Origin of the sequence: Streptomyces sp. NPDC055243, from assembly GCF_044544025.1 — a bacterium.
Taxonomy (GTDB): domain Bacteria; phylum Actinomycetota; class Actinomycetes; order Streptomycetales; family Streptomycetaceae; genus Streptomyces.
Map to the genome: position 1 here is coordinate 125,664 of NZ_JBITWR010000021.1, position 16,595 is coordinate 142,258.

Genomic DNA, 16,595 nt, shown 5'->3' on the forward strand with positions numbered 1-16,595 from the left:
CCGGGCGGGGATCGCGTTCTGATCTCCTCCGTGGTCTCCATGATCCGTCAGGTGCGGGAAGCGGGCAAAGTGATTTCGATCGCCGTGAAGGATGGGGCCCGCTACTCCTCGGGCACTCTCTGCCGCATCCCCTGGACCCGGACCACAAGGGCGGAGTGTGCTTCCGTCCACTCGGCGGCGGGCGCCATGACCGTCAGGAGCTCCCGGGCCGGCTGGGCGAGACGGTACGTCGTGGCGTACGGGTAGCCCATCGCCCGCTCGCGCTCGACGAGCTCTCCCTGCGTGAGGCGCTGCAGGGTCCGGCTCAGCATGGCCTCCTCGAGGTAATGGTGGGCGGTTCCGGGCCAGTTGCTGACGGGGGTCTGCGCGCGAACCGTATTCAGCAGTTCCGTGTACTTCAGCGGTCCGTCATTGAGGGCCACGAGGACGTCCCAATGCCATTCGCCGTTCAACAATCGGAAGAAGTCATGGATTCGCTGAAGGTATCGCTCGTCGCTCGGCGGAAGACCGGGAGTTCTTTCTGTTTTTGATTTCAACTTACGTGTTCTCACGGATAGTTGATCATCCCTTCGCCTGGTTCGGTCCGCTTCTCTCGCCCTGGGGAATGAGGCCATACAAAGGGTTGCGCGCAACGATTGCAAGGTACAGAGTGTGCACGATCCACAAGTTGCGGTAAGTGCGGTAACTGCGGGCGCAGGGGGGTGTTTGTGGCTCGCGAACGATCCGGCCGGACCGTCGCGCATCTCGTTCTGGCCACCCGGCTGAAGACCCTGCGCGAGTCGGCGGGGCTCAGTTTCCAGCAGGCGGCCGAAGCTCTCGGCGCCCACCCGGCGACCGTCCGCCGCATCGAGCAGGCCCAGACGTCCCTGGACGCGGGTCAGGTCTCCACGCTCCTTGCGCTGTACGGGGCGGGCCCGGCGGAGACCGGGGAATTCCTCGGGAAGCTGGCGGCCGCCAACCGCCCCGGGTGGTGGCATCCGTGGCGCGCCGTCATGGACGCCTGGGAGCTGGACCTGATGAGCGTGGAGTCCGCGGCCAGCATCGTCCGGACCTGGCACCCCTCGCTCGTCCCCGCCCTGCTGCGCACCCCGGCCTACGCCCGTGCCGTCGACGACGTCCTGCGCCCGGACCTGTCCCCTGCGGACAAGGACCGGCGCACCGAGTTCCTGATGGAGCGTCAAGACCGGTTGCGCGCCCAGCAGACGCGTCTTTGGGCCCTGATGTCGGCCGCTTCCCTGCACACGCGCGTAGGGGACGCGGAGATCATGGCCGGGCAGCGGAAGTCGCTCCGGGCCGCCGCCGAGCGACCCGAGGTGACCTTGCAGATCCACCCGCTGGACGGGCCGGTGCACGCCATGACCGGCAATCCGCCGCTCACCGTCTACCGGGTCGAAGTACCGGAGATCTCCGACCACGTGGTCCGCGAGGGAGGCCTGCCCGGCACGGCCGACGTCTGGGACGCGCACGAGACCGTGACGGCCTACCTCATGCTCCTCGACTACTCCTGCACCGCCGCGTCCCACCCCCACAAATCGAAAGAGGAACTGGTGTGACCGAACCGACGAAGCTGCCCCCGGAGATAGACACGACCGTCGCCCACAGCGCGCGGGTCTGGAACTACTGGCTGGGCGGCAAGGACAACTTCCCCGCCGACCAGCAGGCCGGGGACGCCTATCGCGACAAGTACCCGATGATCGAGCAATTCGCCCGTGAGTCACGGGACTTCCTGCGGCGCACGGTCAGCTATCTCGCACGGGACGCCGGCATCCGCCAGTTCCTCGACCTGGGCGCCGGATTACCGACCGCCAACAACACCCACGAGGTCGCCCAGCGCATCGCCCCCGAATCCCGCGTGGTCTATGTGGACCACGACCCGCTCGTCCTGCTGCACGTGCACGCGATGCGCACCAGTACCCCTGAGGGCGCCACCGCCTATGTGCTTGCGGACATGCGCGACACGGACACGGTCCTGCGGGGTGCGACCGAGACCCTGGACCTGACCCGGCCCGTCGCCCTGGTGATCAATGACGTGCTCGGCCACATCGTGGACTGGGACGACGCCCTGTCGCTCGTGCGCCGCCTGGTGGAGAGACTTCCCTCGGGCAGCTATCTGGCCCTGAGCCACTCCACCGCATCGGACGAGGAACACCGCAAGGTGCAGGAGGAGTACAACAACTCCGGGGCGATTCCCTACATCTTCCGCGAGCCGGAGGTCACCGTCGCCTTCTTCGACGGCCTCGAACTGGTCGAACCCGGCTTCGTCTCCTGGCCCAACTGGCGGCCCGACCCCACCACGGACCGGACCACCGAGCGGGCGGGCTGGGGCGCCGTCGCGCGCATTCCGTGACGACGAGCAGGGCGGGCCGCGCGCAGCACCGCGCGGGGCCCGCGCCCGCCTCACCCGTCGAGGACACGCCGTACGAAGCGGCGCGACGGCTCACGCGTGCGGCGGGCCGCTCCGGCGACATGCTGATCGCCGAGGCCGCCGCCCTGGCCGACGGCTGGGCCGCCGTGGTGCACCCGGTGGCAGGCGCCGTCCACTGCCACCCGCACAGCGCCGGGCCCGCGGCCGTGCGCGCCGCGGCGCACCCCAAGGCCCACCCGCACCTCACCGTCCAGCAGGTGGCCGATGCCGCCTTGGTCATCGGCCCCGGCAGAGCGACGCCCGCACCCCGGGCCGCCCTGATCGCGCAGATCACCGCCGACCTGCTGCTGGTGCGGGCCCGGCAGGCCGAGGAGACGCGCGGCGCCGAGCAGCGGCTGCACGCCGCCGCGCTGCACCTCCTGCTGCACGGCCGGCACCGCCTGGCCGTCGACGTGCTCGGCACCGGCGCCGCCGCCCACGTCACGCACGCCACGGTGTACCGGCTGGCCGGGAGCACCGCCCACACCGCACACCAGGCCCTGTGGCGAGCGGCGCAGTCCGGGGTGTCCTTCGGCGACACCCGGATGCTCGTCGGCCTGGACGGGCCGGAACTGGTGGTCGTCGCCCTGCACGGCGCCCAGGAGAGCCACAGCCCGGCGCTCCCGCTCCTGGCCCGGATCGCCGAGCGGTACCGGCTGACCGGCGGGGCGGCCGACCCCGCGCCCCTGGACATGGTTCCCACCGCGTGGGCCGAGGCCGGGACCGCGCGCAACAGCGCCGCCGTCGGCTGCCTCATCCCCGCGGCCGGCCTCGGGGCGCACGGGCTGCTGCGTGTCCTGCCCGCGGACCGGCTCGCCGCCTGGTCCGCGGCCGTCCTTCAGCCCTTGGACCGTGAGCGGCGCCGGACCCTGGAGGCCTGGCTGCGGTCGGGCTCGGCCCAGGCCGCGGTGCCGGCCCTCGGGGTGTCCGAGGGCACGGTCCGCTCACGGCTGCGCGGCATCGGCGCCCTGCTCGCGGCCGACCTCGACGACCCCACCGTGCAGGCGCAGCTGCTGCTGGCCCTGCGCGCCCCGGCACCGCCCGAGCCCGCCACCACGTACGTACGCCTTCCCGCCGCGCCGCTGCCCCCTGAGCTGATCGGCCCCGGGCAGGCCGACCGCTGGGCGTCCGCCCTGCTCGAACCGCTGGACGCGCGGCTGCGCACCGCACTGCGGTGCTGGCTCGGGCAGCGCGGCCGGACCGCTCCCGCCGCCGCCGAGCTGGGACTGCACCGGACCACCCTCACCGCCTGGCTGGACAAGTGCGGCCGGCTCCTGGGGCTGGACCTGTCGTCCGCGACTGTGAGGGCCGAGCTGCATCTGGCCGCCGAGACGATCGCGCCTCCGGGGGACGGGCCGGCCGCTCTGCCGCGTCGTGGGGGCAGGACCTACCGAGGGGCGCGGGCCTAGCTCCGGGGGCCCGCGGGGATTGCCTACGCTGGGCGCGTGACGGACGACAGCAGGCCTCTGGCCGTATTCGACCTGGACGGCACCCTCGCGGACACCGGGCACCGCCAGGGCTTCCTGGAGCGCAAGCCGCGCGACTGGGCCGCCTTCTTCGCGGCGGCACCGGACGACCCGCCGCTGGAGCAGGGCGTGGCGCTCGCCCTGGAGAGCACGCGGGCGTGCGAGGTCGTCTACCTCACAGGCAGGCCGGAGCGGTGCCGCAGGGACACCGTGGCGTGGCTCGCGGCGCAGGGGCTTCCCGAGGGGCGGATCTGGATGCGCCGCAACGACGACCGGCGCCCCGCCCGCCGCACCAAGCTGGAGATCCTGAAGAAGATCTCCGGGTCACGCGAGGTCCGGATGCTGGTGGACGACGACGAGCTGGTGTGCGACGAGGCCGAGCGGGCGGGTTTCACGGTCGTACGGGCGCGATGGGCGAGCACGTCCGCCGCGCTGAAGGACGCGCAGGAGCGCGAGGGGCGGACGTGACCGCTCGGCGGTGAGGGTCAGGCGCTGTCGCCGTCGTCCAGGCGGAAACCGACCTTCAGGCCCACCTGGTAGTGCTCGATCTCGCCGTTCTCGATGTGGCCGCGCACCTGGGTGACCTCGAACCAGTCCAGCGAGCGCAGCGTCTGCGAGGCGCGGGCGATGCCGTTGCGGATGGCCTGGTCGACGCCCTCGTGCGAGGTGCCGACGATCTCGGTGACCCGGTAGGTGTGGTCGGACATCAGGATGTTCCTCTCCGCCGTGTGGTGACCTCACCGCCGTGGGGTGAGGTCACTCCACCGTGCCCCACCACGCCGCGGTGCGCGAGGCGGTGGGCGCGGGGTGCTCTTCGGCACCGTCCAGTTCGAGCCGCGAGACGATGCGGTAGCGGTCGCCTCGGTAGAGGGAGCGCACGTACTCCACCGGGCGGTCCTCGCTGTCCGTGGTGATACGGTCGAAGAGCAGCGCGGGGGAGAGTACGGGCACGCCGAGCAGCGCCGCCTCGTCCTCCGTCAGGACCGTGGGCTCGATGGACTGCGCGGCGTGCGCGGGGCGGATGCGGCGGGCCGCGCGGAGGTGGGCGTAGAAGCCGGACTCCACCTGCGCGGGGGTGAGCCCCGGGGCGAGAGCGGCCGGGACGTGCAGATGCTCCAGGGCGATGGGCTCGCCGTCGACCAGGCGCAGCCGCACCGCGTACACGAGCTCGGCGGCGGGCGAGATGCGCAGCTTGCGGCCGACCCGCGCCCCGGCCCGGACCGTGCTGAAGTCGAGGACGCGGCTCGTCCAGTCGCCGGCGGCCCGTGGTGCGGTCAGCGGGCGGCTGCCAGGCGCCAGCTCCTGCGTCACCTTGGCGCGGGCCACGAACATGCCGCGGCCGTGCTCGCGCACCAGCAGACCCGAGGCGACCAGCGTGTCGACGGCGGCGCGCAACGTCGGCCGGGAGACACCCAGTTCGGTGCAGAGCGTGCGCTCCGAGGGGATCGCATCGCCGGGGCGGCGGGCCTCGATCAGATCGAGCAGGACCTCGCGCACCCGCTCGCGCTTGAGTACGCCGCCGGATGTGCCCCGCTGGTCCATCGATGCCGCCGCCCTTCCCGAGCCGTCCACGCCGCGCAACGCCCTTTCGCGCAAGGGGACTTGACGCCCCCAGTGGTCTATGCCACCTTCAGTCCTCGCGAGTGGTCAGCTTACCAATTGGTAAGGCCACGGTGTGTCGTTGTACCGCACCTCCCCCCACGCCGGGAGCGGTGAGCGCTCCCGGCATTCCGAAAGGAATCAGGTCGATGAACCGACACCGCTCCAGCGTGAGACTCCGGGTCCGTACGGCCGTCGCGGTCGCGGCGGCGGCAGGGCTCGGCCTCGCCGGTCCTGCCGCACTGCCCGCGTCCGCCGCGCCCGACGCCGGTGGCGCGGCGGCCGTCGCCGCCCCCGCGCTCTTCGACGACTTCGACTACACCGGGCACGGCGACCCGAAGATCTCCGCGCACGGCTGGAACATCCGCTCCAACGCGGGCGGCCCCGGCGTCCCCGGAGCGTCCTGGGTGCCCGAGAACGTCACCTTCTCCGCCGCCGACGGCAACTCCGTCATGAACCTGGAGACGTCGACCGCGGGCACGGGCGCCTCGACCGAGCAGACCGAGATCCTCACCAAGGCGGTCAAGTTCAGGAACGGCACCTACGCGGCCCGCGTGAAGTACGCCGACGCGCCCAGGTCCGGCCCCGACGGGGACCACCTCGTGCAGGCCTTCTTCGCCATCAACGACCTCAAGGCCCCGATGGCGGACGACTACTCCGAGTACGACTTCGAGTACCTGCCCAACGGAGGCTGGGGCGAGCCGGCCAACATCCTCTACACCACGTCCTGGGAGACGTTCAACCCCGAGCCGTGGGAGGCCGTCAACCAGCACACCGAGGTGCGGCAGAGCTACGCGGGCTGGCACGACGTGGTGTTCACCATCGACGACAGCACCATCAAGTACTACGTCGACGGGCGGCTGTTCGGCACGCACGACGCCAAGTACCTGCCGGAGCGTCCCATGTCCATCAACTTCAACCAGTGGCTCATCGACCTGGCGGGCCAGTCGGGCACCGCCCCGCGCGCCTACGACCAGCAGGTCGACTACGTCCTGCACGTCAAGGACCAGGTCCTCACCCCGGAGCAGGTGAAGGCGCAGGTCAGCTCCTACCGCAGTGCGGGTACGGCGTTCGAGGACACCGTCCCCGGCAGCTGATCCGACCCCGGGAACGGCACCGGAATCTGCGATCCCGGTGCCGTTCCCCCTTGACCGACCCATTGGTACAGACCAAAATCCAGCCGTACCCGTTCGAGCCACCAGCTCACCCCCACGTCGGGCCGACCTTCCCCTGTCCGCAGGAAGAAAGTGACCCACGTGAAACCGCACCGCCGCGTCGCCCTGTCCCTCGTCCTTGCCGCCACCGTGCTGCTCCCCGGATGCGGCGTCCTGCCGGGCGGGGAAGAGGAGAAGCGGACCGTCACCGTGTGGCTCATGCGGGGCAGTGCGTCGGCGGAGTTCATCAAGAGGTTCACCACGGACTTCGAGGAGCGCCACGGCGACATCGACCTCCGGATACGCCTCCAGGAGTGGACCGGCGTCGGCGACAAGGTCAAGGCCGCGCTCAAGGCCGAGGACGGGCCCGACGTCATCGAGGTCGGCAACACCCAGGTCGCCCAGTACGTCGACGAGGGAGGGCTCTACGACCTCACCCTGGAGTCCGCGCGCGACCTCGGCATGAAGCAGTGGCTGCCCGGCCTGGCCGAGCCGGGCCGGTACAACGGCAGCCAGTACGGCATCCCTTGGTACGCGGCCAACCGCGTCGTCATCTACAACAAGGACCTCTTCGCGCGGGCCGGGATCGAGGAGCCCCCGAAGACGCGCGCGCAGTGGATCGCCGACACCAAGAAGCTCAACTCCGGCGGAGACCAGGGGATCTACCTGGCGGGCCAGGACTGGTACACCCTGGCCGGCTTCATCTGGGACGAGGGCGGCGAACTGGCCACGGAGGCCAAGGGGTCACGAGGCGTGTGGGAGGGCAGCCTGCACACGCCCGCGGCGCTGCGGGGCATGGAGTTCTACCGGCAGCTGCAGGCACTGGGCCAGGGCCCCCGGGACGCGGACGAGGAGCACCCGCCGCAGGCCGGCGTTTTCGCCGAGGGAAACGTGGCGCAGATCGTCGCCGTGCCGGGCACGGCGCGGGCCATCGAGGAGAAGAACCCCGAACTGAAGGGGAAGCTCGGCTACTTCCCCATCCCGGGCAAGACGGCGGCGAAACCGGGGGCGGTCTTCACCGGCGGGTCCGACCTCGTCGTGCGCGGGAAGACGGACGACCGCAGGGGCGCGGTCGCCGTGATCGAGGCCCTCGCGGGCAAGAAGTGGCAGAAGGACCTGGCCAGGACCATGAACTACGTGCCCAACAAGACGACGCTGGCCTCCGCCGTCTCGGGCGAGGAGGGGGTCGCCGCGATGGCCGCGGGCGCCGCACGGGGCCGGGCGACCCCGGCCTCGCCGAAGTGGGCGGCGGTGGAGGCGGACAACCCCATCAAGGCGTACATGTCCAAGGTGCTGGCCGGGAGCGACCCGACGACGGAGGCGAAGGCGGCCTCGCGCCGGATCACCCGGGAGCTGGACGTCAGCGGGTCGTGAGGCGGGGGCGCCCGGCGGGCCGGAGAGGGCCCGCCGGGCGCCGGGAGCCCCTAGCGCGCCACGCTCAGCGACAGCGCGAAGCGTGCCCTCTCGTCCGTCCACCAGTGGGTCAGCTTCAGGTCCGCCGCGGCCAGTTCGGACCGCACCCCCTCCTCCCGGAACTTCGCCGAGATCTCGGTGCGCATCTCCTCGTGGCGGTCGAAGTCGACCGCCAGGTCAAGGGCCGGGATCTTCACCGTCTGGGCGGCGCGGGAGCGCAGGCGCATCTCGATCCACTCGTGCTCGCGGTCCCAGACGGCCACGTGCGAGAACGCGTCGGGGTCGAAGTCCGCGCCCAGCTCGCGGTTGATCACGGTCAGGACGTTCTTGTTGAAGGAGGCCGTGACGCCCGACCCGTCGTCGTACGCCGAGACGAGTACGGCCTCCTCCTTCACCAGGTCCGTGCCGAGCAGCAGCGCGTCACCGGGGGAGAGCAGGGTGCGCACCGACGTGAGGAACGCGGTGCGCTCGGCGGGCAGCAGATTGCCGATCGTGCCGCCCAGGAAGGCGACCAGGCGCGGGCCCGGGGTGCCCGGCAGGGCGAGGCCGCGGGTGAAGTCGGCGATCAGGGCGTGCACGTTCAGGGCGGGGCGCGAGGCGATCAGGGCGTTGGCGGCGCCGGTGAGCGCGCTCTCGCTCACGTCCACGGGGACGTACGTGTGCAGGTCATCGAGCGCGTCGATCAGGTGGCGGGTCTTCTCCGAGGAGCCCGAGCCCAGCTCGATCAGTGTGCGCGCGCCCGTCACGCCGGCGATCTCCGTGGCGCGCGTCTGCAGGATCTCGCGCTCGGCGCGCGTGGGGTAGTACTCGGGGAGCGTGGTGATCTCGTCGAAGAGCGCGCTGCCCCGCGCGTCGTAGAACCACTTGGGCGGCAGCGTCTTGGGCGTGTGGGTGAGGCCGTGCAGGACGTCGGCGCGCAGGGCGGCGTCGGTGGCGTCCAGGGGCAGGGTGCGGGTCAGCTGGAACGGGCTCACGCGGTGGGCTCCTTGAGCGGGGTCAGCAGGACATCGGTTCGGCTGGCGGCGAGCAGCGTGCGGTCGGGCACCTGGCGCCAGTGCGGATCGTCGTCGTAGGGCTCGGAGGCCACGACGGTGCGGCGGCCCGGTTCGGTGAGATACCAGAGGGTGTCCCCCCAGGCGGTCGCGGCGATCGTCTCGCCGTTGGTGAGCAGGAGGTTGAGGCGCGATCCGGGGGCCGCCTCCGCGACCTCGGTCACGGTGTCCGCGAGGGCCTGGCCCTCGTCGTCGCCGCTGCGCAGGCGGTGCAGGACGAGCGCCCACACGAGGGCGGAGTCGCACCGCGCCTCCATGGACAGGAGGTCGGCGGACGGCAGCAGCCGGGACACCGGGGCCAGCGAGTGCGGCCAGCCGGTGACCGCGCCGTTGTGGCTGAACAGCCAGGTCCCGGCGGAGAACGGCGCCGCCGCCGCTTCCCCGTCCGCGCCCGCCTCGGTCGCGTCGCGCACCGCGGCGAGCAGGGCCCCGGACCGGACGACCCGGGCCAGATCCGCGAAGGACCGGTCGCCCCAGATCGGCCCGGAGCGGCGGTAGCGCGCGGGCACCGGATCGCCTTCGGCGTACCAGCCCACCCCGAATCCATCGGCGTTGACCGTGCCGTAGCGCTGCTGCCGCGGCGCCCAGGACTGCCGGAACAGGCTGTGCGCGGGGTCCACCAGGAGCTTGCCCAGCGGCTCTTCGGGGCCCAGGAAGGCCAGATGACGGCACATCAGACGGTCTCCGTCGGATCTGCGTCGCGCGCGGTGCGGAACCCGGAGAAGATCTGCCGCCGCACCGGGTGGTCCCAGTTGCGGAACGTGCCACGGCACGCCACCTCGTCCACGGAGAACGCCCCGCCGCGCAGCACCTTGTAGTCGCCGCCGAAGAAGACGTCCGAGTACTCGCGGTAGGGGAAGGCGGCGAATCCCGGGTAGGGCAGGAAGTCGCTCGACGTCCACTCCCACACGTCGCCGATCAACTGGCGTACGCCGAGCGGGGACTCACCGGCCGGATAGCTGCCGGCCGGAGCCGGGCGCAGATGCCGCTGGCCCAGGTTCGCGCGCTCGGGCGTGGGGTCCGCGTCGCCCCACGGGTAGCGCATCGAGCGGTCGGTGGCCGGGTCGTGCCGGGCGGCCTTCTCCCACTCCTCCTCGCTGGGCAGCCGACGGCCCGCCCAGCGGGCGTACGCGTCCGCCTCGTACCAACTGACGTGCAGCACCGGCTCGTCGGGCGGCACGGCCTCGACGGTCCCGAAGTGGCGGCGCAGCCACCGGCCGCCCTCCTGGCGCCAGAACAGCGGCGCCGAGAGGTTGTTGCCGCGGACCATGTCCCAGCCCGCCGGGGTCCACCACTGCTGCCGGGCATAGCCGCCGTCGGCGATGAAGCGCTGGTATTCGGCGTTGGTCACCGGCGTCGTGTCGATGTAGAAGGGCGGGACCAGCCGGTGGTGCGCGGGACGTTCGTTGTCCAGTGCCCACGGCTCGGTGGACGTGCCCATCGTGAACGGGCCGCCCGGTACGAGGACTTCGGCAGGGCCCTTGAACGGCGGTGCGGGCGCGGGGTCCGGGGCCGTGAGCGCCGTGGGGCCCGAGCGCAGCTGATGGGTGATCAGCATCGTCTCGTCGTGCTGCTGTTCGTGCTGCGCGATCATGCCAAAGGCGAAGCCCGCGTCGGTCAGCGGTGATCCGCGGAAGGGCGTGCTCTCCAGTACGTCCAGGGCGCGCCCCCGCACCTCGGCCGCGTACCGGCGGGCCTCGGCGGGCGCGAGCAGCGGCAGGCTCGGCCGCTCGGAGCGGGGGTGCTCGAAGGCGTCGTACAGGCCGTCGATCTCGGGACGCATGGCGTCACGTCCCGCCACCGCGCGCAGCAGCCACATCTCTTCCTGGTTGCCGATGTGCGCCAGGTCCCAGACCAGCGGCGACATCAACGGCGAGTGCTGTGCGGTCAGTTCGGGCTCTTCGACGCACGTGGTGAGGAGCGAGGTGCGGTCCCGGGCGGTGAGGAGCGCCGCCAGGGCGCGCCGCCGAAGCGCATCGGGGTCGCTGACGGTTCCGGTCGTCGGAGTCATCGCAGGATGCCCTTCTCGTGCTCGTGGTCGTAGGGGTGGCCGTCCCGGTGCCCGTCGAGCAGGTCGTCCGCCGGGCAGCGGCCCCGCGCGACATACCGCTCGGCGTAGGCGGCGACGGCTTCTTGGACCTCGGTGCTCGCGCCCGTCCGGGGCAGCGCCTCGGCGGCCGCCGCGAAGCAGGCGGCCGCGGCCTCGCGCAGCTCCGGGTCGGCGAGCCCGTGCCGCGCCGCGTCCAGCCACAGCGGGCTGCGCGGCGCCGCGGGTGCGCCGGGCGGGCAGGCGCGCTCGGCCAGCGGCTTCAGGGCGCGGTAGGCGGTCTCGGCCGCCTGCGGGTCGTCGAACAGCGCGCTCGTCACGGCCAGCGGCACGATCCAGCCGTGCTCGCCGGGCTGGGCGTCGACCATCCGCAGCTCCAGATGGCCGCGCGGGCGTACGGGCGGGAAGAGCGTGGTCAGGTGGTAGTCGAGGTCGTCGCGGGTCGGCGGGCGCGGCCCGCCCGAGCGCGCCCAGGTGCGGAAGGTCAGCCCTTCCGGCACGGTCCAGGGCGCTTCCTCGTCGGCCCCGGCTCTGATGAACATCACCGGTGCGTCGAGGGCGTGCCGCGCCCAGGCCGTCCGCGGCTCGGCGTCCAGCGAAGGCGCGCCGGACGTGCCCGGATCGATCGACGCCCACACCGCCTGCCGCGTGGAGCGCCAGCCGGTGGAACGCCCGTCCTGGACCGGTGAGTTGGCGAACGCGGCGACCAGTACGGGGCCCAGCAGATGCGCGAGCCGCCAGCGCCGGCCGTAGCCGAGCGGGCCCGGCTCCTCGTGCCCGGCGTCCAGGCAGATCTGCACGGAGGCCGTGGAGCACATCATGCGGCGGCCGGCGGGGCCCGCGCGGTCGAGATAGCGCTCCATCGCGTCATAGCGCGGCCGGTGCAGGATGCGGGACGGCGGGCGCCAGGGATCGGCACCCAGGCCGGTGAGCGTCAGGTCCAGGGCGGCGAGTCGATCACGTACGAGGGAGAGATCGGCCGATACGGCGGATACGCACTCCATGAGCGAGGCGGCGGGGAGCGAGCTGAGCTCCAGCTGGCCGCCTGGTTCGACGGTGATCAGGGAGTGCAGGGGCAGGGCCCGCAGTGCGGCGTAGGCCGCTTCGAGGCGGGCGGGGGACACGGGCAGGTGGAGCCGGTGCGGCTCATGGATCAGCCATTCGAGTTCGACACCGGTGATACGCGGCGGTCCTGTCTTGAAGCAGATGCCGGTGACCAGCGCCTCCGCCTCGGACTCGGATACCGCGGTGCCGTACTTCGCGCGGTACGTCGTACAGTCACCCTCGGGCATGCAGGGGTCCTCCTGTTCAAGTTCTGCCTGGTCCAGCGGTTTCGGACCACCCGGTCAACTCGATGTGGGATGGGTTGAGCTGATCTGGGTCGGCAGCGCTCGTACCACCCAAGACCTTGTCGGCCGTTCGCACAAGAGTGCCCTTGGGGCCAACCCGTGCCGGGTAATTCTGTTGCGGCGGGCGATGCGCGGAGCTCACGATGCGTTCATGTGTGAGTCGGGGGACAGGTCAGGGTTCGGGTCGGGGGAGCGAGGATGAGCGCGCGGCTGCGGGGCATCGCGCAGCAGACCGAGGAGATCGTGGCGGCGGGGTGGTACGCCGCTCCTGGTGGCCGCGAGGTGTGGATCGCGGATGCGGTGGACGCCGCGCGCTCCGGCACGCGGATGTTCGGACCTGCGGCCCTGGACGTGACTCCCGTGACGCCGCCCGAGCTGACCTCCACGGTAGTCGAGGTGACCGGGGAGAGCAGCTTGGAGGCCGCGCACCGCCTGACGGGTGCGGAGGCCACGGAGAGCGCGGAGGACAGCGGCCCGGTGGCCGCCCTGAACTTCTCCTCCGCGCGCAATCCCGGCGGCGGCTATCTGAACGGGGCCCAGGCCCAGGAAGAGGCGCTGTGCCGGGCCTCTGCGCTGTACACGTGCGTGCGGCAGGCGAGGGAGTTCTACGACCACCACCGCGCCGACCGCGACCCCTTCTACAGCGACCGCGTGATCCACTCCCCGGCCGTGCCGGTCTTCCGCGACGACCGGGGCCGGCTCCTCGACGCGCCGTACCCGGTCGGCTTCCTGACCTCGGCGGCGCCGAACGCGGGCGTCGTCCTGCGCCAGACCCCCGAGCGCGCCGGGGAGCTGCCGGCCGCCCTGGCCGGGCGCGCGGAGCGGGTCCTGGAGACCGCTGCCACCCATGGCTACCGGCGGCTGGTACTGGGCGCGTGGGGCTGCGGGGTCTTCCAGAACGACCCCGCGCAGGTGGCCGACGCCTTCCGGACGCTGCTCGACGAAGGCGGCCGGTTCCGCGGGTACTTCGAGCACATCGTCTTCGGGGTGCTCGACCGCACGCGCGGCGCGGTGACACGGGCCGCCTTCGAGAAGGCGTTCGGCGCGGGGTTCAAGGGGGCGGCTCGGGCCGCCTCGGGAAACTACCGCCAGCCGTAGCGCTCCTGGAGCCGCCGGACGACAAGATTGAACCGCATCCGGTCAAGGGCGCACGCCTCGCGGCGCATGCCCGCGTCGTGCACCCGCAGCACCCGGTCGATGCCGACCCAGGACTCACGGCCCTCACGGTCCCACGGCCCGCTGCCGATCGGCACCCAGTCCGAATCGCTCGCGTGCTGCTTGCTGGACAACTGCACGGCGAGCAGCGTGCCGCGCGCCTCGCGGGCCACGACCAGGACGGGACGGTCCTTGCCGCGCCCGTCGTTCTCCTCGTAGGGAACCCACGTCCAGACGATCTCGCCGGGGTCGGGATCGCCGTCGTGCGCGGGGGCGTACGTCGTCTGCACCTGGCCGACCTCGCGCGGCTCGGCCTCGGTGGTCGCGGTGCGGCCCGTGCGGCCCGGGTGTGCGGACATCTGCGGGTCATCGGTGTTGGCTGTCACGCGGGCCACCGTAGAACCCCTCTGGCCCAACCCGCAGGGCGGGTCCGCCCGATGGCCCGCAGGCTCGGGTCCATGGCGCCACGACGACACCTCAGCCGGGCCCGGCTCACCGCGGTCCTCGCCCTCTGCGGCACGGCACTTGCCCCCACGCTCCCGCAGCCCACGCTCCCGCAGCCCACCGACCGGTTCGCACCGCCGCCGCGCACCGTCTCGGGGTGGCTTCCCTACTGGGACCAGGAAGCCGCGTACCAGGACGCCCTGCGCCACGCGGACCAGCTGCACACCGTCAGCCCCTTCTGGTACGAGGCGAAGACGGCCACCACGGTGGCGGGCCACACCGGCGCCGGATCGCGGCGCGTCATCGACGGGCTGCACAAGGCGGGCATCAAGGTCGTGCCGACCGTCATGGAGCGCATGCGGCCCGGAGCGCTCGCGGCCGTCGTCACCGACAAGGCCCGCCGCGCGCAGCACGTCGACGCGCTCCTGCGGATCGTCCGCAGCCGCTCGTACGACGGCATCGACCTGGACTACGAGTCCATCGCGCCCACCGGCGACGCCGCCTACAAGAAGGTGGGGGCGGGCTACGCGACGATGGTCACCGACCTGTGCGCGCGGCTGCACGCGCTGCGCAAGCAGTGCGTGATCACGGTGTCGCCGAAGACGCGGATCAGCGGGCGCGTCTGGGACTACCGCCGACTGGGCGCCGCCGCCGACCGGTTGCGCATCATGGCCTACGACCAGCACTGGTCCATGGGGCCGCCGGGCCCCCTGTCGTCCCCCGCCTGGTACGAGGAGATCCTGCGCAACGCCACCGCCGAAGTCCCGGCCGGGAAGCTGGAGATGGGGCTGCCCGGCTACGGCTGGGACTGGGCGGTCGGCAGCAAGGCCCGCGCCAAGCACGTCACGTGGAAGGAGGCGGAGGCGCTGCGCCGCCGGGTCGGCGCGCCCTACCGCATCGACCCCGAGTCGAAGACGCCGCACTTCACGTACAGCGAAGGCGGCGAGCGCCGCACGGTCTGGTACCAGGACGCGCGCGGCACGGCGGCGCATCTGCCGGTCCTGCGCAAGTACGGCGTGCGCCACACCGTCCTGTGGGCCATCGGCTTCGAGGACCCGGCGCTGTGGCGGACGCTGGCGGCGGGCTAGGCCGCGGCCGGCCACTGTTCGTACCAGCGCTGGTCCGCCTCCAGTTGCGCGGCGAGGGAGATCAGCAGCGGCTCGCTGCCCGCCGGTCCGAGCAGCTGGGCGCCGACCGGCAGACCGTCGCCCACCCGGCCCGCGGGCACGTTGACGCCGGGCCAGCCCAGGACGTTCCACGTCCACGCGTAGGGGCAGGCGGCGATCATGGCCTGGTCGGTGCGCCAGCCGCTGAGGGCGGCCATGGTGCCGATCCGGGGCGGGGGAGTGGCGGTGGTGGGCGTGAGGACCACGTCGTACGTCGAGAAGATCGCGCCGACCCGGCGGTGCAGGGCGGCCTCGGCGCGGCGGGCCAGGCGCAGCGGGGCGCCGCCGAGCAGGCGGCCCAGGCGGGCCGCTTCCTTGGTCCGCCGGTCGAGCAGGTGCGGATCGGGGAGCTCGCGGGCCCACTCGGTGATGCCGGCCGTGGCGCGCGGCACGAAGTCGAGGCCGATCTGGCCGTAGCGCGGGTCGTCCTCCACGACGTCGTGGCCGAGCGCGGCGAGCCGGTCCGCCAGGACGATGACCTTGCGGCGCACCACGGGGTGCAGGCGCTTGGGGGTCGCGGTGAACGGCATGCGCAGGGAGAGGGCGACGCGCAGCCGCCCCGGTTCGCGGGTGGCCGCCTCCGCGGCCCTGATGGCGGGCGGTTTGTGCAGGTCACCGCCGTGGTTGCCGCTCGCCGCGTCCAGCAGCAGGGCCGCGTCGGCGACGGTCCTGGCGAGCGGGCCGTTGACCGTGATGCCGTTGAAGGACTCGGGCCAGGGCCAGGTGGAGATGCGGCCGCGCTGCGGCTTGATCCCGACGAGATGGGTCCAGGCCGCGGGGATGCGCACCGAGCCCGCGCCGTCCGAGCCGAGCGCCGCGGGCACCAGCCCGGCGGCGACCGCGGCCGCGGAGCCGCCCGACGAGCCACCGGGGGTGTACGCCGGGTGCCAGGGGTTGCGGGTGTCCCCGAAGCCGGGCCCCTCCGTGAAGGGCCACTGGCCCAGCTCGCAGGTGTTGGTCTTGCCGACGATCACCGCTCCGGCCGCCCGCAGCCGGCGCACGGACTCGGCGTCCTCCTCCTTCGGCGGGAAGTCGCCCCGGCAGCCGAAAGCGGTCGGTTCACCCGCTATGTCGGTGTCGTCCTTCACGGCGAGCGGCACGCCGAGCAGCGGCCGCCCCGTCTGGCCGGAGGCCAACTCCCGGTCGGCGGCGTCCGCTTCGGCGAGCGCGGCCTCGGCCCGCACCAGCTTGAAGGCGTTGAGCACGGGCTGCGAGGCCTCGATCCGTGCCAGCGTCCGCTCCGTCAGCGCACGCGAGGACACTTCTCCCGCGGCCAGCGCGCGGGCGGTGCGCGCGAGTCCGTCGGCACGGTCGGCAGTCATGTGGGGGCACCTTTGATCGACGGG

Annotated in this window: 16 protein-coding genes and 1 pseudogene; 8 read left to right on the forward strand and 9 right to left on the reverse strand. The window is 72.6% G+C overall.

Annotated elements, in window-relative coordinates; genetic code table 11:
• Positions 1-101: 101 nt before the first annotated feature.
• The gene (locus tag ACIGXX_RS39100; protein WP_399983168.1) at positions 102-743 is read right to left on the reverse strand and encodes a winged helix-turn-helix transcriptional regulator; all 642 of its coding nucleotides are present in this window, start codon (positions 741-743) and stop codon (positions 102-104) included.
• Here ACIGXX_RS39100 and ACIGXX_RS39105 point away from each other — a divergent pair.
• Genes ACIGXX_RS39105 through ACIGXX_RS39120 form a run of 4 tightly spaced genes read left to right on the forward strand, consistent with a single transcriptional unit; the run spans position 708 to position 4,338 of the window.
• Positions 708-1,553 carry a helix-turn-helix domain-containing protein gene (locus tag ACIGXX_RS39105; RefSeq protein WP_399983171.1) on the forward strand — a complete coding sequence of 282 codons (846 nt, stop codon included), beginning with the start codon at positions 708-710 and terminating at the stop codon, positions 1,551-1,553. The genes ACIGXX_RS39100 and ACIGXX_RS39105 overlap by 36 nt on opposite strands.
• Positions 1,550-2,347, forward strand: coding sequence for an SAM-dependent methyltransferase (locus tag ACIGXX_RS39110; protein ID WP_351164182.1), 798 nt, complete (start codon positions 1,550-1,552; stop codon positions 2,345-2,347). The genes ACIGXX_RS39105 and ACIGXX_RS39110 overlap by 4 nt, the downstream gene beginning before the upstream one ends.
• Positions 2,344-3,813 (forward strand): helix-turn-helix domain-containing protein, encoded by a 1,470-nt coding sequence (locus tag ACIGXX_RS39115; protein ID WP_399983175.1) that lies wholly within the window; start codon positions 2,344-2,346, stop codon positions 3,811-3,813. Before ACIGXX_RS39110 ends, ACIGXX_RS39115 begins: the two co-directional genes overlap by 4 nt.
• A 36-nt stretch (positions 3,814-3,849) precedes the next feature.
• The gene (locus ACIGXX_RS39120) at positions 3,850-4,338 is read left to right on the forward strand and encodes a hypothetical protein (protein ID WP_399983178.1); all 489 of its coding nucleotides are present in this window, start codon (positions 3,850-3,852) and stop codon (positions 4,336-4,338) included.
• Between the two features lie 17 nt (positions 4,339-4,355).
• Here the strand turns inward: ACIGXX_RS39120 and ACIGXX_RS39125 are convergent, their stop codons facing one another.
• Complete coding sequence (locus tag ACIGXX_RS39125) at positions 4,356-4,577, reverse strand: dodecin (protein WP_361831529.1); 222 nt, start codon at positions 4,575-4,577, stop codon at positions 4,356-4,358.
• A 49-nt stretch (positions 4,578-4,626) separates the two neighbouring features.
• Positions 4,627-5,412, reverse strand: coding sequence for a GntR family transcriptional regulator (locus ACIGXX_RS39130; RefSeq protein WP_399983241.1), 786 nt, complete (start codon positions 5,410-5,412; stop codon positions 4,627-4,629).
• Positions 5,413-5,762: 350 nt separating this feature from the next.
• Between ACIGXX_RS39130 and ACIGXX_RS39135 the strand changes: the two are divergent.
• Together ACIGXX_RS39135 and ACIGXX_RS39140 are read left to right on the forward strand one after the other, a co-directional pair.
• A pseudogene (locus ACIGXX_RS39135) lies at positions 5,763-6,566 on the forward strand (glycoside hydrolase family 16 protein); the annotation flags it as partial.
• Positions 6,567-6,716: 150 nt separating this feature from the next.
• Positions 6,717-7,997, forward strand: a complete 1,281-nt coding sequence (locus tag ACIGXX_RS39140) for an extracellular solute-binding protein (protein ID WP_399983183.1) — start codon at positions 6,717-6,719, stop codon at positions 7,995-7,997.
• Between the two features lie 50 nt (positions 7,998-8,047).
• On the opposite strand, the gene egtD is transcribed toward ACIGXX_RS39140, so the two are convergent.
• The 4 genes from egtD to egtA are packed head-to-tail and all read right to left on the reverse strand — an operon-like array spanning position 8,048 to position 12,427.
• On the reverse strand, positions 8,048-9,010 hold the full coding sequence (gene egtD, locus ACIGXX_RS39145; protein ID WP_399983186.1) for an L-histidine N(alpha)-methyltransferase: 963 nt from the start codon (positions 9,008-9,010) through the stop codon (positions 8,048-8,050).
• On the reverse strand, positions 9,007-9,762 hold the full coding sequence (gene egtC, locus ACIGXX_RS39150) for an ergothioneine biosynthesis protein EgtC (RefSeq protein ID WP_351164186.1): 756 nt from the start codon (positions 9,760-9,762) through the stop codon (positions 9,007-9,009). The genes egtD and egtC overlap by 4 nt, the downstream gene beginning before the upstream one ends.
• Complete coding sequence (egtB, locus tag ACIGXX_RS39155) at positions 9,762-11,099, reverse strand: ergothioneine biosynthesis protein EgtB (protein ID WP_366464381.1); 1,338 nt, start codon at positions 11,097-11,099, stop codon at positions 9,762-9,764. Before egtB ends, egtC begins: the two co-directional genes overlap by 1 nt.
• Complete coding sequence (egtA, locus tag ACIGXX_RS39160; RefSeq protein WP_399983191.1) at positions 11,096-12,427, reverse strand: ergothioneine biosynthesis glutamate--cysteine ligase EgtA; 1,332 nt, start codon at positions 12,425-12,427, stop codon at positions 11,096-11,098. Before egtA ends, egtB begins: the two co-directional genes overlap by 4 nt.
• Positions 12,428-12,682: 255 nt before the next feature.
• On the opposite strand from egtA, the gene ACIGXX_RS39165 reads away from it, so the two are divergent.
• Positions 12,683-13,582 carry a TIGR02452 family protein gene (locus ACIGXX_RS39165; RefSeq protein WP_366464382.1) on the forward strand — a complete coding sequence of 300 codons (900 nt, stop codon included), beginning with the start codon at positions 12,683-12,685 and terminating at the stop codon, positions 13,580-13,582.
• Here the strand turns inward: ACIGXX_RS39165 and ACIGXX_RS39170 are convergent.
• Positions 13,567-14,025 carry a type II toxin-antitoxin system PemK/MazF family toxin gene (locus ACIGXX_RS39170; protein ID WP_399983195.1) on the reverse strand — a complete coding sequence of 153 codons (459 nt, stop codon included), beginning with the start codon at positions 14,023-14,025 and terminating at the stop codon, positions 13,567-13,569. The genes ACIGXX_RS39165 and ACIGXX_RS39170 overlap by 16 nt on opposite strands.
• A gap of 72 nt (positions 14,026-14,097) precedes the next feature.
• On the opposite strand from ACIGXX_RS39170, the gene ACIGXX_RS39175 reads away from it, so the two are divergent.
• A complete protein-coding gene (locus ACIGXX_RS39175; protein ID WP_351164191.1) occupies positions 14,098-15,171 on the forward strand; it encodes a glycosyl hydrolase family 18 protein in 1,074 nt (357 codons plus the stop codon).
• Here the strand turns inward: ACIGXX_RS39175 and ACIGXX_RS39180 are convergent.
• Positions 15,168-16,571: an amidase gene (locus tag ACIGXX_RS39180; protein ID WP_366464385.1), complete on the reverse strand. Its 1,404-nt coding sequence runs from the start codon at positions 16,569-16,571 to the stop codon at positions 15,168-15,170. The genes ACIGXX_RS39175 and ACIGXX_RS39180 overlap by 4 nt on opposite strands.
• Between the last annotated feature and the right edge of the window lie 24 nt (positions 16,572-16,595).